Annotated in this window: 15 protein-coding genes; all 15 read right to left on the reverse strand. The window is 69.1% G+C overall.

What is annotated here, in order from left to right:
- Positions 1-78: 78 nt before the first annotated feature.
- Positions 79-654: a hypothetical protein gene (locus OG413_RS40065; RefSeq protein WP_266814491.1), complete on the reverse strand. Its 576-nt coding sequence runs from the start codon at positions 652-654 to the stop codon at positions 79-81.
- Between the two features lie 299 nt (positions 655-953).
- Positions 954-1511, reverse strand: coding sequence for a hypothetical protein (locus tag OG413_RS40070; protein ID WP_266814493.1), 558 nt, complete (start codon positions 1509-1511; stop codon positions 954-956).
- A gap of 94 nt (positions 1512-1605) precedes the next feature.
- A complete protein-coding gene (locus OG413_RS40075) occupies positions 1606-2043 on the reverse strand; it encodes a hypothetical protein (protein WP_266814495.1) in 438 nt (145 codons plus the stop codon).
- A 645-nt stretch (positions 2044-2688) separates the two neighbouring features.
- A complete protein-coding gene (locus OG413_RS40080) occupies positions 2689-3678 on the reverse strand; it encodes a hypothetical protein (RefSeq protein ID WP_266814497.1) in 990 nt (329 codons plus the stop codon).
- Between the two features lie 164 nt (positions 3679-3842).
- Positions 3843-4388, reverse strand: a complete 546-nt coding sequence (locus OG413_RS40085; RefSeq protein ID WP_266814499.1) for a hypothetical protein — start codon at positions 4386-4388, stop codon at positions 3843-3845.
- 119 nt (positions 4389-4507) lie between these two features.
- Complete coding sequence (locus tag OG413_RS40090; RefSeq protein ID WP_266814501.1) at positions 4508-5101, reverse strand: hypothetical protein; 594 nt, start codon at positions 5099-5101, stop codon at positions 4508-4510.
- Positions 5102-5184: 83 nt separating this feature from the next.
- Positions 5185-5778 (reverse strand): hypothetical protein, encoded by a 594-nt coding sequence (locus OG413_RS40095; RefSeq protein WP_266814503.1) that lies wholly within the window; start codon positions 5776-5778, stop codon positions 5185-5187.
- A gap of 287 nt (positions 5779-6065) precedes the next feature.
- The gene (locus OG413_RS40100; RefSeq protein WP_266814505.1) at positions 6066-6869 is read right to left on the reverse strand and encodes a hypothetical protein; all 804 of its coding nucleotides are present in this window, start codon (positions 6867-6869) and stop codon (positions 6066-6068) included.
- A 247-nt stretch (positions 6870-7116) separates the two neighbouring features.
- Positions 7117-7506, reverse strand: a complete 390-nt coding sequence (locus OG413_RS40105; protein WP_266814507.1) for a hypothetical protein — start codon at positions 7504-7506, stop codon at positions 7117-7119.
- Positions 7507-7650: 144 nt separating this feature from the next.
- Complete coding sequence (locus tag OG413_RS40110; RefSeq protein ID WP_266814509.1) at positions 7651-8301, reverse strand: hypothetical protein; 651 nt, start codon at positions 8299-8301, stop codon at positions 7651-7653.
- A gap of 178 nt (positions 8302-8479) precedes the next feature.
- Complete coding sequence (locus OG413_RS40115; protein ID WP_266814511.1) at positions 8480-8752, reverse strand: hypothetical protein; 273 nt, start codon at positions 8750-8752, stop codon at positions 8480-8482.
- A 282-nt stretch (positions 8753-9034) separates the two neighbouring features.
- Positions 9035-9985 carry a hypothetical protein gene (locus OG413_RS40120; RefSeq protein WP_266814513.1) on the reverse strand — a complete coding sequence of 317 codons (951 nt, stop codon included), beginning with the start codon at positions 9983-9985 and terminating at the stop codon, positions 9035-9037.
- A gap of 409 nt (positions 9986-10394) precedes the next feature.
- A complete protein-coding gene (locus OG413_RS40125) occupies positions 10395-11102 on the reverse strand; it encodes a hypothetical protein (RefSeq protein ID WP_266814515.1) in 708 nt (235 codons plus the stop codon).
- Positions 11103-11275: 173 nt separating this feature from the next.
- Positions 11276-12022, reverse strand: a complete 747-nt coding sequence (locus OG413_RS40130) for a hypothetical protein (protein WP_266814517.1) — start codon at positions 12020-12022, stop codon at positions 11276-11278.
- Positions 12023-12379: 357 nt separating this feature from the next.
- Positions 12380-13600 (reverse strand): hypothetical protein, encoded by a 1221-nt coding sequence (locus tag OG413_RS40135; RefSeq protein ID WP_266814519.1) that lies wholly within the window; start codon positions 13598-13600, stop codon positions 12380-12382.
- Positions 13601-13646: the final 46 nt, after the last annotated feature.

Raw genomic sequence — 13646 nt, forward strand, 5'->3', positions numbered from 1 at the left:
CATCAGTCGGGAAGCGCGTGCCGCCCGCCCCGTCAGGGACGGCGGGGCGGGCGGCACGGCAGGACGCTGGCGGGAGTGTCAGGCACAGAGCGCGGCGGGGGCCGCAGGTACAGCGGCGGGGTGGAAGAAGACGTCGCCGACCAGTTGAGAGTGCAGGGTAACGATGCCGCTGGGCAGCTCCAGATGGACGCTCGCGGTGCGGGTACGGGCTGCCTGCCAGGCGATCGAGCGCAGCCAACCCCCGGTGACCGGTTCCTCGGAGAACGTGGCGCCCGTGAACTGGGAACTGGTGTAGTGGTCACCGATGATCAGGGGTGTCTCGGCAGGAGCCAGTCGGTGCACCAGCGCGAACCGACTGCCCGGCGTCCTGCGGGTCTGCCACCAGCCAGTGACCAGACGGTCGGTAAGAACCAGGCCATGGGGCTGTCGGGGGTCAATCCACCGGCCGTCCTGTCGCGTCCACTCGGTGCCGCGCGGGCAGGACACACAGTCTCCGTTGCGGAAGGGCGGCGGAGTGGTCGTCGCGTGACCCTGCCGGGCCAGGGTGAAGAAGTCGGCGGCGGCGACGCGGGGTCCGTCGTAAGGCACGAGGTGGGCGGGCGCGGTCGGGGCGCGGTGCAGGGTGGCGACGGCCGAAAGAGGGAACATGGACATGACAACTCCTGTTCAGGGGGCTGGGAGGCGGAAGAACGGGCCCGGCCGGGCAGTCGACGGTCCGGGGGATCGACCACACCCGCAGCGGGGTGGAAGCCGCTCTTGGCACTCACACTGGCCCCCGGCAAGCCAAGCCAGGCAACCCCTTGGGTGGGGAGCCGGGACGGGCACGCGGGACGGCCCGCCCCCTTGGCGGGGGCGGGCCGTCCGGTGCAGCGCGGGTCAGGGGCTGATGTTGTGCCGGCGTCCGTCGTCGCCGATCACGACCCTTCAGCCTTCGGTCTCGGATCGCCAACCGGTCAGAACGGTGGACAGCACATGTATCCGGTGCATTTGTGCGCGCCGTGTTCGACGTACAGGGCCGCCAGGGCGGCAGCCGCGGCACGCCGTTCGCCCCGCTTGACGCAGAGCACGTCCTCACACGGACGACGACCGACCAAAGCGTCCGTGGACGGGTGGAAGAGCTCCACTTGGCCGTGGTCTTCACATGAGGGACAGAAGAACGGCGTGAGCCCCAGGTATGTAGCGACCGAGCGGGCGCAGCTCTCCGCGTCCAGGGCGGGCGGTAGTTCGGCGTCCGGCCCGTCCCACACCATCGACGTCCCGGTGTCGGTGGTCACCACGGCCGTGAAGCCGCCATGACCGGCCTCAGGAAGGTCGTATCCGGTGCAGCCGTCGTTGTAGGCGGTGATGTACACGCGGGGTGCTTGCTCCAGGGTGGTTGCGAGGTGGCCGCGCTCGACACCACCCCCGCATACACGGTGTGTGATGCCGTGGCGGTCGAGTGCGGTCCGCAGAATGCCGCCGGTGCGCAGTCGGTCCGCCGGTGCCGTCTTGATCAGGGAAAACGTCTGCATACTCGTGGGCCTTTCAAATCTGTTGCCGTAGTGGCCGCCGGGCTGGCCGGACCGGGGCTTTGCGCCCAGCGCAAGCGGCAGTGACCGGGGGCTGTTACGCGGGAGACCGGCGTGGGGTGAAGGCGGCGACGTTGATGTGGGCGGCGCCGTCGGCGAGCTGGCCGAGCGCGGCAAGGACCTCGTCGCGGATGCGCAGGCCGGAGAAGAGCCAGTCGGCGTCGACGACGCTCAGGCCGAGTTCCGTGCGGGCGACACCGGCGAGGAAACCGGAGTCCTTGCCTCGCTGGTAGGCGAGGACCGTGTCCTCGCGCGGATCTGTGCTGAGCCGGACGATGGTGTAGCCGGTGAGGTAGGCGGCGAATCCGGCGACACATAGGGTGGTCCCGCAGCCCGGCCGGGTACCTTCGGCGAGACTGTCGCCCGGCGTGAGGAGATCGACGCCGTCGATGTAGAACTGCTGGTCGTGGTGCTCGGGATGCTCCAAGATCGCGATGCGGATCTCGGCGGCAAGTGCGGCATTCGGGGTGGCCATGAAGCGGGACCTCCAGACGAGGGGGTGTGAATCGGCCCGAGGGGGCGGGGCGGTACGGTCACCGCTCCCCCGGGCCGGTGCCTGAACCGTGGCGTGGCAGCCGGCAAGAGCCGCAACCTGCGCCCGACCGCGGAAACTAGGGCGGCGCAGAAACGCGACGGTTCCCGAGCCCCTCTCAGGCGGCGGACTCGGGAACCCCGGGGAGCCGGGGCGCGTGGTGATCGGGGTCAGCGAATCCTCGGCGGCGCGGCCGGGGCGGGAGCCTTGGGGGCAGCGGGCCTCGGGGCTGCGGGCTTCTTCGGTGCGGGCGGCGCCGCCTTGGGGGCCCCGGGCATCTTCTGGACGGGCCGGTGCGTCTTCGTGGGGAGGCTGCCGGGGTGGTGGGCTGTCTGCGTGGCGGGGTGGGCCGGCCGCGGGGCAGCGGTGCGCGTCGGGCACGGGGCGGGGCTCGGGGAAGCCTTGTGCGGTGTGTGAGTGGCGGTCGGCCGCACCGGGCAGTGCTGCGGGGCGCCGCGACGGTCGTCGCGAGAATGCATGGTAGTGATCAGCACCGTGAAGAGTGCCAGGCACATGACCAGCACCAGGACCAGGGTTCCCGTGGGAACTTTAGGGGTGTCCTTATCGAGACTGACTTTGGGCATGGGATCAACCGGCTTTCCAAAACGTTGAGTTGGGCTGACAAGAGCGCTCGGGAAGGGGCCCGAGGCGCATCTGGCAGGTCGGACTATGGCGGGGCGGCGTGCTACCACCGCAACCACCCGCGTCCTGTGCGCAGCCCCGGGGCGGGAGCGGTTCCGGGTCCTGGCGCTTGGTGGAGTCGACGCGCAGCTCGACGGTCTTACTTCCGGTCTCTTCGCCGTCCATGAGGTAGCGCTCCTCCGCGTCTTGAGCGGAGGCTGCGGGCAGGGTGAAGGTGATCATCTCGCTGCGAAGCACGGTGACTTCGTAGACGTCTCTTGGGTCTGGGCGGTGTCTGTCACCGGTCGGGTCGCGCAGGCCCATGGAGACTTCGATTTCCTCTGCCTCGGCGTCCGCGTCCTGGGCGCATGCCTCGCACGGGTCAATCTCGGTGCACTCCGGCGGGCGGTTCCCGTTCGGGCACGTCAGACCATCCCCTTCGTTCGCGTGAGCTTCCTCCTGGTCGGTAACGATGGGAGCCTCGGGCTGGCGGGTCACGTCACGCATTCCGGGGTGCTCCCGGTCGTCACCGCCACCACCGACGGCGGGCAGTTCCTGGTCGGCGGGGGTTTCTCCCACGCCGGTGCGGGCGTTGAACTCTGTGATGGTCTCGGCTCCAGCGGCCCGGACGATGGTGTAGGCAGCGCCGTGGTGCTTGATGCGGTTCGCCGCGTCAGTGTCGCCGTCGTCGGCGTCACTGGTGTTCATCTCCATCGCGTAGGCGATGTTCGTCAGGATGTCGCACGCCTGCGCGCGGGTGAGCGTGAGTACGTGCCGGCGGCGACGCTTGCCTTCGGCGTCGGTGATCGTGGACAGCTTGGCGGATGCGATCAGGGTGTAGAGAGCGGCGTGGTCGGTGTCGTCGGTGTCGCTGTGGTGGTCCCAGTCGGTGAGGTAGGCGGCACGCTGCCGGGGGGTCAGGTGCACGGTGATCGTGGAGGCGGGCTGGGCGGACATTGGGTGGAGTCCTTCCGGTGCGGTGCGGCGGGTGCCGGGTCGTATGCGGAGGATCGTGGTGCGGAGGGTTAGTGGCGCAACGCGCGCTGTGGTGGCACGGCGGCGCCCCCGGGCACCCCGCGTAAGGCGGGGCCGGGGGCGCTGGTCGGGAGCAGCCGGGGTGGTCAGAACGGCAGGTCGCTGCTGGGCCAATCTGTTGCGGGGCTGTCCTGCTCTGAAAGCCGGCCGTCGTCACCGGTCTGGGAGAAATCGGAGTGGACGTCGTGGGCGGTGCGGCGGCGTACGCCGTCCTCGGGGTCAGGCACCCATTCGTGACGGCTGTAGACGACACCGCCGACAACGAGGTCGTCTCCAACAGCCTCCTCAAGCGTCAGGCGCTGATACTCGGCGGCGGAGAGGGCTGATGCGGGACGGGCGCCGCCCCCGGGCGTAGCAGGACCGGAGCGGAGCTGCTCAGCGGAGGCGATGGGAGCTTCGGTCACACCGGTGCAGCCGAGATAGGCGAATAGAGGGTCGGCCAGATCCTCGTACACTCCGGCTACGTGTCGGTTGCACAGACGCAGGCGCTGAGTCATGCGCTCCGAGAATGTGACGATGAGCAGCTTGGCGGCGACCCTGTGACATGCGCCGCGTCGGTTGGTGTAGGCGTACGAGTCGCATGTTGGCACGGTGGGCGCCTCGGCGGGGGTGAGGTGTTCGGCGTGGGGCATGGAGAAACCTCTCAGACCCGGGGAAGCGGGTCGGGTGGTCGCCGCCTCAGGGCGGCTGCGAGAACGATCGGCCGGCGTACGGCAAGCGGCGCCACCACGACGGGCGGGCCGGGTGTGTCTCACGGAGTGGGTGGTTGGGCGGTCTGGTCGGCGGGGAGGGGGTTGTCGCTTCTCACCTGCCAGTGGCCGCCGTCGGGGAGCACGAGCCAGTCACCCGGTTCGGCGAGGAGCTCGTTGCCTCCGGGGGCGTGCATGAGCAGGGTGGTGGTCGCTCCGGTTCCGGACGGGTGGCGGACGTCGACGTCCTCAGCCAGGAGGGCCCCAAGTACCTTCCCTGCGGTCGCGATGTCACCGGGCAGCCATTGGAGTACGTGGCGGTATCGGGTTGCTTCGGGGTCGGCCGGGACACCGGGGCAGGGCGCGCGGCGGTCTCCCAGGTCGTGGCCGGGATGTGGCCAGTCGGCGCCACACCCGCGGGCTGAACGGTCCGAGAATGGCCCGTCGCCCGCGCAGTAGCGGGAGCGTCCGTAGCGCGTCCAGTGGTGGCCGGGGTGATCCCACCCTCCGCAGTGGGATTCTGGGGCACGCTCGTCAAGGACGTCGTCGACGAACGAACGGGCGGCGGCGAGCTCGGCGGCGAGGACGTGCAGTTCGTCGGCGGTCATAGCGGCGACGGTCGCTCTGTCGATGTGCAGCATGGTGGGTGTGGGCATCAGGTCTCCAAGTCGGGGCTGGGTGCGGCGGTGGACTCGATGGGGCCGGGGTGCGCCGGTGTGGCGCACCCTGGCGGCGACGGTCAGGAGGTGCCTGTGGCGGCGTCGGCGGCCTTCTTCCAGCCCTGCTGGATGGCCTTCGCCTGACGGTGGTAGTCGACGGTGGTGAGGCGGGTCTTGGGCCGGGCGTGCGGGACACCGCTGAGGTGTTCCGGGGCCAGCCAGCCGGGGATGTCGTCGATGCGCAACTGGGCAACGACGGTGTCGGCGGGCAGTTCGCGTTGGCGGCCGTCGATGTAGAGGCAGTTGTCCACCGGGCTGGCGAAGTGGTGTTCGGAGAAGGAGAACGAGGGCACCAGCAGATCAGCGTGCTCGGGACCGTACAGGCGGTGCCGGGTTTGGTCGGTGGCCAGTTCCGTACGCCAAGAGCGCAGGCCCTCGATCGCGCACGCGGTGAACATCTCCCGGCTGTCGATCAGCGGGCTCCAGGAGCGGGCAAGGATGCCACCGTTCCTGACGGTGATCACGCCGAGGGTAGCCGGGATCGGGTGGGTGTAGTCCCACCACATGGCGCCGATCGCCTCCACGTGGCGGATCATCTCAGGCAGGGTGCTGAACGCTCCGGCATGGCCCATTTGGTGGTCGCGCAGGTAGGTGTTGAGTGGGCTGGCCCACATCTCCTGGTCGGTCTCAGAGCGTTTTGTACAGTCGCGGTAGAGGGTGTAACCCACCGGGCGTCCCTTTCGGTTGGCGTCTTCGATGGTTCTGCGGGGCCGCTGTGGTGCGGCGGGGATGACCATGTCCGTGCGGTCTGTTAGTGCCGCAACCCTCCGCAGCAGCCGCGGGGGGTTGTGGAGGGTCCGGGCCCGTCGTTTCAGCGCGTCACGCCGGGCCCAAGGCTGTGAGCCCTCGGCGGCGCGGGGGCGGAGGCCGAGGGCTCACAGCTCAGGGTGGAGCGGCGCAGCTACGCCGCCATCTCGTGCGGGCAGTCGCAGCATCCGCCTCGGTCGACGGAGCCGTGCTCGGGGTCGGGCTGCTCGGTCTGCTGGATGAGGGCGTCCCGGAAGTCGCGCAGGGCTCGGACGGCCGTTCCTTCGGCGTCGGTGGGCCACGTCGGATCGTGGTCGCGGGCGGTGTCGAAGTCCTCGCTATCGTCCAGGAGCTCTAGGGCCTCCGCGACGGTGGTGGCGGCGGCCGCGTAGTCGGTCGCGGGGCCGTTGAGGGTATCCGGGTCCGGGGCGGGCAGGACCGGGGAGCGGTACCCCGGATTGTCGGTGACCAAGGTGCCCAGGACGGCGACAGCCAGGGCCCAGGCGGGCCCACTCGCGGCACGGTCTGCGGGGATCAGGGCAAGGGCGGCGTTGGCGGCGTCGCTGTGGTGATGGGAGCAGCAGATGCTGGTCTCGGCGGTGATGTTCGCCCCGAGGTGGAGTACGCCCTCGATCGTGCCCGGCTTGTGGTCGGGGGCGGGCTGCCAGGACCATGCGGCCGGCGTGGTGGTGAGGCGTTCCAGCGCGGTGTGCCATTGATTGCCCGTGTAGCCGTCGGCGCACAGAAGGATCGAGCCGGCATCAGGGTTGAAGGTGATGGTGCCGCTGATCGGACTGTTGCGGACGCGGCGGTCCTGCTCGAAGAACACCAGCCCAGAGGCTTGGTCGGCGTGCGTGCGAATGGAAAGGGGTGGTGTGGAGGCCATGATCGCGGTGTAGAGGCCGTTGTAGGTGCCGCTGGCGGTGAGCGCCTGGTGGAGGTCGTGTGCGGTGAACACGCTTGGTCCTTCCCGAGTATGAGAACCCGCTGGCCGGTGAGCCGGGCGGACGCGCCTCCGCGGTGAGGTGGGGGCGCGGGGTGGACCGTGAGCGACGTGCAGGTTAGCCCCGCAACCCGTCGTAGCCGGGCGCCGGTGGGGGCAGGCAGGTCGCGGGGGTGGGGCGGAAGGACGGCGTCGGCCTAGGAGCTTGGCCTGCCCCCAGGCGCGGGGGCAGGCCTCGGGTGAGCGGCCAGGTGGTGCGGGTCTAGCGGATGGCTGACCAGTTGACCTGGTCTGCGCCTGCGGCGAGTTGCTCGAGTGCGGCGAGCACAGCCCTGCTGCTGGGGAAGCCGAACAGTGCGTCGGTGTCGGCAGGGTTCAGACCGAGCAGCCGGTCCGCGACTTCCCAGACGGTGCCGGACTCGTTGTCCGTGGAAGCCTCGAATTCGGGGTCCCTGTCTTCGTCATTGCCGTTGACGCGCTCGATGGCGTAGCCCGAGAGGTAGACCGCGATGCCGGGTACGTTCAGTGTGACCCCGTGCAGGGGCGCGCGTGCTTCGAGTCGGGTGGTGCCGAGCAGCACATCGTCGATGACGAGCAGGTTCGTACGCTGCTTGATAGTGCGGAGGACCTTTTGGACCAGGGCACGGTTCATAACGTTCATTTCCCTTGTTGGGTCGCTGTTGGGTGTCGGCGTGAGCATGGCCGGTGTGGCTGTTAGCCCTGCAAGACGTCCTGTGGAAACGTGCACGGCCCCGCCCTGGGAGGGCGGGGCCGTGCACGTGTCGCGGGCGAGGGGTCAGGCGGCTGCTGCGGGATCGGCTTGCGGCTGCGGCTCGGCGGCGTCGGCAGTTGGGATGGCGCGCTGGTTGGTGGCCTGCCGTTGGCCGACGGGGGTGAGGGTCTCCCGGTGATCTGGCCTGATGAGTGCAGCGACGCTGTCGCGCCAGTTCGGGATTCGGTAGTGGCTTCTGCCGATGATCAGGATGCCCGGGGTGCGGCCGCGTCGGGTGTAGGTGAACGTGTCGGTGTTGGTGCTGTCGGTGAAGGTCAGGGAGTGGGTGAGGCGGACCTGGGTGCCCGGCTTCAAGTACTTGCGCAGAAAGTCGCGTTGGGCGTGGTAGTCCCGGCAGTGCGCCCGCCAGGTGAGTGCGTCATCGTGCGTGGTCGGTGTCAGCGCGTTCAGCACGGACTTGGGTGCCTTGTGGTCGCCCGGCATGCAGGTCTCGCTCAGGTCCTTGTAGCTGAAGTTGAAGAGGGGGTCGCGCGACCAGTGAGTGATGGCGATGTACGCGGTGACCTCGCTGGTGGTTCCATCATGGATGGCGGCGTAGAAGACGCCTGCGACCGTGCCGTGCGCGATGATCTTGTAGCGGGGGTCGAGTTTGGCCGCGAAGTGCTCCGCGTTGGTTTCGGCGTGCTTGTCGCGCCAGTAGGACGTCCATCCCATGGGGGTGCCTCTCGGTTCAGGGCCGGTTCTGGTGAATGGCCGCTGGTAGAGGCTGGGATGGCGAGGTGTAAGCGGCGCAATGATGGCCGCGCGGTCCGGGCCGTGACTTCACTGGTCATGTGAAAGGCCCGCCGCCGGAAGTGGGCCGGGGCGGGCCGTGGCCGAGTGGAAGGCGCGGTCAGCTGGACACGGGGCCACAGGCCTCGTGTTCGTCGTAGTCCTGGACCTGGGACCATTCGTTTTCCTCCAGGCTCAGTTCGGTCATCATCCGCTTGAACCGTTCACGCCGGTCGGTGAGGCCGGCCTGGTAATCCGCGGCGTCGTCTGCGTCCAGCTGCCCCGTGGCGCGCAGCAGCAGAACTGCTTTTGCCAGCGCGTCTTCCAGGTGCGTCACCCGGTGCTCCAGGCTCATGAACGCTTTCCGGACCTCTTCGGGCAGTTCGGTCTTCATTTCTATCTTCCTTCGATGGTGTTGACGATTCGTGGCTGAACCGTAGGTGAGCGAGGGGCTAGCTGGGCGAAAGTGCTGGCTGGGGCTCCGTCCGTCTCTCGGCTCGTCCCGCGGGCAGCGGCAAGGGTGATCTGTTGCCCAGCAGGGGGCTGCCGCGTTCGCTGACACGGGCCGCAGGGGGTGCGCCGTGCCGGTGTGCTGGGTGGCCGGAAGGGGGATGCAACTGCGTCATGGGCTCGCCTCGCCGGATGGCGTGGCGGGCCCATGACGCGGGTATGCGGCTCAGCTGCGGGGTTCAGCGGGGATCCAGATTGTGTAGTCGGTGTTGTTGAACGGTCGCTCGGTCTCCGCGATGAACTGAGCGCGCTGCGGGTTGGAGCACTCAACGGTGCGGGAGCCCTTACCTGTGGCGTTGTACAGCCTGACGATGTAGCGGGCGCGGTCGGGGGTTCCACCGGGAACCGGCTGAACGATGTCCCGGACGTGGCCTTCGGTGGCAAGCCGGGTGTTCGCGGCGCGGATACACCCTGCGCACAGCCAGGAGTCGACCAGGAACGTGACCTTGACGGCACCGTAGGCCAGGCAGGTGCGTTCGGTGCAGCGGATCCCGGCTGCGCAGCGGGCGCGCGCGGCGGCCCGCTCGGCGGCCCGCCGCGACAGCTCCGCGGGCACCGTAGGAACTTGCTCGGTCGAGAGCAGCAGGGCGGAACGGGAGCCGTCGCCGCGCCCGACCAGTCCCCAGTGCGCGGCCCACTGCTGGAGGCTGTCGTTGGCTGCGTGGTCGCGCGTGCTCCAGCCTTGCCGTCCGTAGACCGGTGTGACGACTGCGGCCTCGACCAGGTAGCGGCACCGCTCCTCGATGTCCCGGAAGACAACCACCCGAAGATCATCGTCGGCGGCGTCGGCGCGAGTGGCTGCCTCCTGGGCTGCGGCGGCGATACGCAGCAGCGTGGTCGACGGGGCGTTCAGCTGACTCTCTGCGGCCTTCAGGAACGACATGGCGTAGGGCGTCTCTTCGTGTTCGGCGACACCGGGCAGCGCCAGCAACCGCCGAGCGGCGGACAGCGCGCGCGGGATGCGGGTGGAGGCGTAGGCGACTCCGTCCCCGGTTGCCCCTGGGTGGGCCAGGATGCCGGCGATGGGGGGCACCCGGCGGGCGAGAGCGTACAGGCGGAGGACCTGGCGGTCGGTCTCGGCGGTGGTGGACGGGCGCAGGGTGGAAATCTGGGGCATGTGGTTGCACTCGCTCTCGGGTTGTGGGCAGAGGTGCCGAGCCCTGGCGGCAGGGGCGAAAGGGACACGCTGTTTCTGGGCGGCCCGGCACACCGACACTGGTCCGCGGGCGGGTTAGCCGCGCAACGCCTTCGGGCCGGGCACCCACCGTGGGTGGGTGCCCGGCCTGAAGGCGATGGTGGTCCAGAACAGCGCGAGCCTCTCCGCCTGTTGCTCCTCCTGGGTGCGTCGGCCCTGCCAGCAAGGCCCTGCGGAGCGCCTCGATCGCTTCGCGCTCAGTCCGGCCCGGTTCGATAGACCCCGAGGGTTTGCCGCTCTGTCCGCTGGCGTCACGTATGTGAGTGCGTCGGCCCCGACGCGATGCCGCTCCCTGTCCCAGTGCGGGACAGGGAGCACTCATGGTGCAGGGTCAGCGGGCCGAGTCCGCGGTCTCCTCCAGGATGAAGCCGCCGGTGGACTTCTGCCAGGAGAGCGCAGCTTGCGCGTCCTCCGCAGCGGCATACTCCTGGTGGCGGCGGCCGTGTCGGTTCGCGAGAGCCACCATCCAGGCGACCAACGCAGCGGAGTCGACTGCATAGTTGCCCGTGGTGAAGTCGGGGAGCTCCTCCGCGTACGGAAGCCGCTCGCGCTGCATCCAGTGCGCGCCGAGGGATCCGTGCTCTCCGATCGGGTGATGGTTGGAGACATCCGCTCCGTAGCGGTCGGTGCCCGACCATGTGACCTCGGAGTCGTCGGCGAAGGTGTAGCGGGCATAGGTTCCCGCGCTGTCGCCCCAGCCTCCGCAAGCGATGCCTTCGGCGGCCAGCCGCCGGTACACGGACCGGGCGATGATCTGTCGGACGACGATTTCGTTCCTTCTCTCCACGGGGGCGGTCCAGCACTCGCGCCCGGTGTAGCGGAATTCGGCGGTGCCTGTGTCGCCGTTGTACTCGACCCACGGGCGCGGGTCCGACTTGCTGCGCGGCTCGTAAGCGACGGGGATGCCGGGACCGAATCCGGCCATGATGCGCAGCATGGGCGGACGGTTCTGCGCGTCGCCATGGTGCTGGCGATGGGCCCGACATGCTGAGTCGCGGGCGGTGATCAGCTCGCGGGTGTAGTTCCGGCGTTTAGTCATGTTGGTGTGCCTCTCGTGTCCGGCTCGGCGGTCCGGGGTGTTGTGGGCCCCGGTGAGCGGCACATTGGGCGAGCGTCTGGCTAGGGCCGCAACTGGTGGTGGGCCGGCGAACGGCCGGCGGCCCGCCCCGGGGCTGAGCCGGGGGCGGGCCGCTGTGGGGCTAATGGTGCTGATTAGTCGCTGGAGTCGGGACGCTTGGGGTAGGGCTTCAGCTCCGGGTATCCGAGGGTGATCCGGTCGCGCTCACGCTGGTTTCGGCCCAGTCGGAATACGTACCGGTGCGGGCCGCGATGGCGTACGTTTCGGGCACCGACAGCGCGCAGGGCATCTTGTAGCCAGAGGGCCGGGGCGCAGCCAGCCTGGGGCGCCGGGGCGCCGAGGGACATGAGCTTGGCTTCAACGTACTCGTGGCCTTGCTCCTGCTTTCTTACCTTTTGCGCTGAACGGCCGTTAAGGATGGTCCCGTCGGGCAGCAGTTTGATCGTGCGCTCCGTGGCCCGCCCCGTGTAAGCCGCATTCGAGGCTTGGTAAATTGTCCCAATATGCCCGACTGCAATCACCTGGCCGGTACTTGTTCGCCTGGCGACGGGGTCCGCGAAAGACACCACGCCTCGAACGTCCGAGACGAGCAGCTCATCAAAACAGCGGGCCAGGAACCAGCTTTCGGTGTTTCCCGGACACTCGTCCAGGAGAACGAAGCGTGAGCACTCCAACGCGGCCACGTTGGCTTCGAGGTCGGGCAGTGCGCGCTCGAGAACGACCCGGCTGACGGAAAGCCCGAAGACGGCCACCCCGCTCAACCGCGGGTGGCCGTCGGAGACGTTGAAAAGCCCAAACGTCTTCTTGGCGGAGGGGAAGGAGCCGGAGTAGTGGTGCCGGAGAACGAACTCCTTGGCTGTGCGGACGGCCAGCGGCTCCACGATGAAGTGGCGTGGGTTGAATCCGCCGGCGCTGGTGTGACGCCACGAATGCTGTTTCTCTCGCCACCGCTGGCACCATGGAGAAGCGGTGGGGATCTCGACGACGTCGGTTGGCTGGACGCCTTCTTGGAGTGGTGGAGTTGTACGTGCGGGACCGGGCTGAGGGCTGGACGTGCTGAGCACAAGCGTCTCCTGAGGAGGTTCGAGCCGAAGGAGTGGCCGCCTACCGGGGCGGTGCGGATCTGCTTCCGGGGCGTGGTGGTGATGGGTCGCTCTCCGGCCTTGGACAGAGCAGTTGGCTGGCGGCGCGGCCTGGTGGCCCGCAGCTGCTGAGCTGCGGGCCGTTCTGCCGGTTTGTCAGGCGGCCGAGCCGCAGGGGCCTTCACCGGCGGCTGCGTAGGAGGTGTGGCAGCCCGGGCAGTGGCCGTCTCGGTGGTCTGGGATCAGCGTGGTGGGCAGGTAGCGGGCGGCTTGCGTGGCGTCGGAGACGTAGACGGTGCCGTCGGTGTCCCGGCTGAAGCGGATTGCGCCCGGCATGCTGCGGTCCCGCGCTCGCCGGAGGGCAGCGGCGACTTGGCGGCGGCTGAGAGTTCCGGGCTCGTCATGGTTGGGCAGGCGCCAGGAGTCCGCAGCGCGCAGCTGGATCACGTACTGGTCGGCTTCGAGGAGATCGGCGATTCGGCGGACCTGCTCACCCGTGATGATGACGCCGGGCATCGCCTTGTAGACGGTAGCGCCTTCGGGGATGGGGTCCCGGTCCAGAGCGTGGCCGGTGGAGTTGCCCGGAGGGTCGGTCAGGTACAGGCTGAGGCGGTCTCCGGCGGTGGGCGTCTGAAGAGCTGCGAGCGTCTGGAGGACGGCCCGCAAGGCTGGCGTGTTGTAGCGGGGCTCGCGACCGGTCGCACCGTCGCGGAAGCGGGTCACAGCCTTGTAGGCGAGCCATGCGAGGGTGTCGTCGAAGTGGCCGGCGGGCAGTTCGACCGCGAGCGGGCAGGGCTGCATGTTATGGCTCATGGTGCGCACGGCCAGGCGAGCGGTCTGAGTCAGGAACAGGGCGGTGGCCTCGCGCGGGAACGGCAGTTCGTGCGCGGCGGCTCGCCGTGCGTAGGGCTGGAGCTGACGAAGGGGGAGGGCGTTGTCGTGGCGGGCGGTGTCGTTGGCTTCGTAGGCCAGGTTGGCCAGTTCTAGCACCTGGTTTCCGTTCAGGCCGGGGCGATGGGCAGCGGCGCGGGCGTGAATGGAAAGGATGAACAGCCTGGTCTGCGCGTTGAGTTCGGCGGGCGGCTGGGTGGCCGGGGCGAGGCCCAGGCGCAAGGTAAGCGGGGGCAGGGAGCCGGAGGCGGACAGGCGGTCCTCCGCGTGTGCGTCAAGGTCTTCGGCGAACTCGGTGTTGGTCAGGTCGATGTAGGCGAGGGTGCCGTCGTCGTGGCGTACGGCCACGCTTTCGCTGTTGTAGGTAGGGGTGTGGCGGGCGGGATCGTGCGTCGTGGTGATGGTCAGGGTGTTGATGGTCCGCTCGTGGGCGCGGCGGGTCGTGAGGGCATCGCGTGCGGCGGTGATCAGGTGTGCGGTCTGCATGTCCGGGTGCCCTTTCGGCGTGGTGAGGTCGAAGGCCGAGAGGCTG

Source organism: Streptomyces sp. NBC_01433, from assembly GCF_026340105.1.
Lineage (GTDB): Bacteria > Actinomycetota > Actinomycetes > Streptomycetales > Streptomycetaceae > Streptomyces.

Bases quoted from the DNA above. Each gene is read 5' to 3' on its own strand.
- OG413_RS40085 (WP_266814499.1), bottom strand. From the start codon at position 4,388: ATGCCCCACGCCGAACACCTCACCCCCGCCGAGGCGCCCACCGTGCCA.
- OG413_RS40090 (WP_266814501.1), bottom strand. From the start codon at position 5,101: ATGCCCACACCCACCATGCTGCACATCGACAGAGCGACCGTCGCCGCT.
- OG413_RS40110 (WP_266814509.1), bottom strand. From the start codon at position 8,301: ATGGGATGGACGTCCTACTGGCGCGACAAGCACGCCGAAACCAACGCG.
- OG413_RS40065 (WP_266814491.1), bottom strand. From the start codon at position 654: ATGTCCATGTTCCCTCTTTCGGCCGTCGCCACCCTGCACCGCGCCCCG.
- OG413_RS40105 (WP_266814507.1), bottom strand. From the start codon at position 7,506: ATGAACCGTGCCCTGGTCCAAAAGGTCCTCCGCACTATCAAGCAGCGT.
- OG413_RS40080 (WP_266814497.1), bottom strand. From the start codon at position 3,678: ATGTCCGCCCAGCCCGCCTCCACGATCACCGTGCACCTGACCCCCCGG.
- OG413_RS40135 (WP_266814519.1), bottom strand. From the start codon at position 13,600: ATGCAGACCGCACACCTGATCACCGCCGCACGCGATGCCCTCACGACC.
- OG413_RS40075 (WP_266814495.1), bottom strand. From the start codon at position 2,043: ATGGCCACCCCGAATGCCGCACTTGCCGCCGAGATCCGCATCGCGATC.
- OG413_RS40070 (WP_266814493.1), bottom strand. From the start codon at position 1,511: ATGCAGACGTTTTCCCTGATCAAGACGGCACCGGCGGACCGACTGCGC.
- OG413_RS40120 (WP_266814513.1), bottom strand. From the start codon at position 9,985: ATGCCCCAGATTTCCACCCTGCGCCCGTCCACCACCGCCGAGACCGAC.
- OG413_RS40115 (WP_266814511.1), bottom strand. From the start codon at position 8,752: ATGAAGACCGAACTGCCCGAAGAGGTCCGGAAAGCGTTCATGAGCCTG.
- OG413_RS40125 (WP_266814515.1), bottom strand. From the start codon at position 11,102: ATGACTAAACGCCGGAACTACACCCGCGAGCTGATCACCGCCCGCGAC.
- OG413_RS40095 (WP_266814503.1), bottom strand. From the start codon at position 5,778: ATGTGGGCCAGCCCACTCAACACCTACCTGCGCGACCACCAAATGGGC.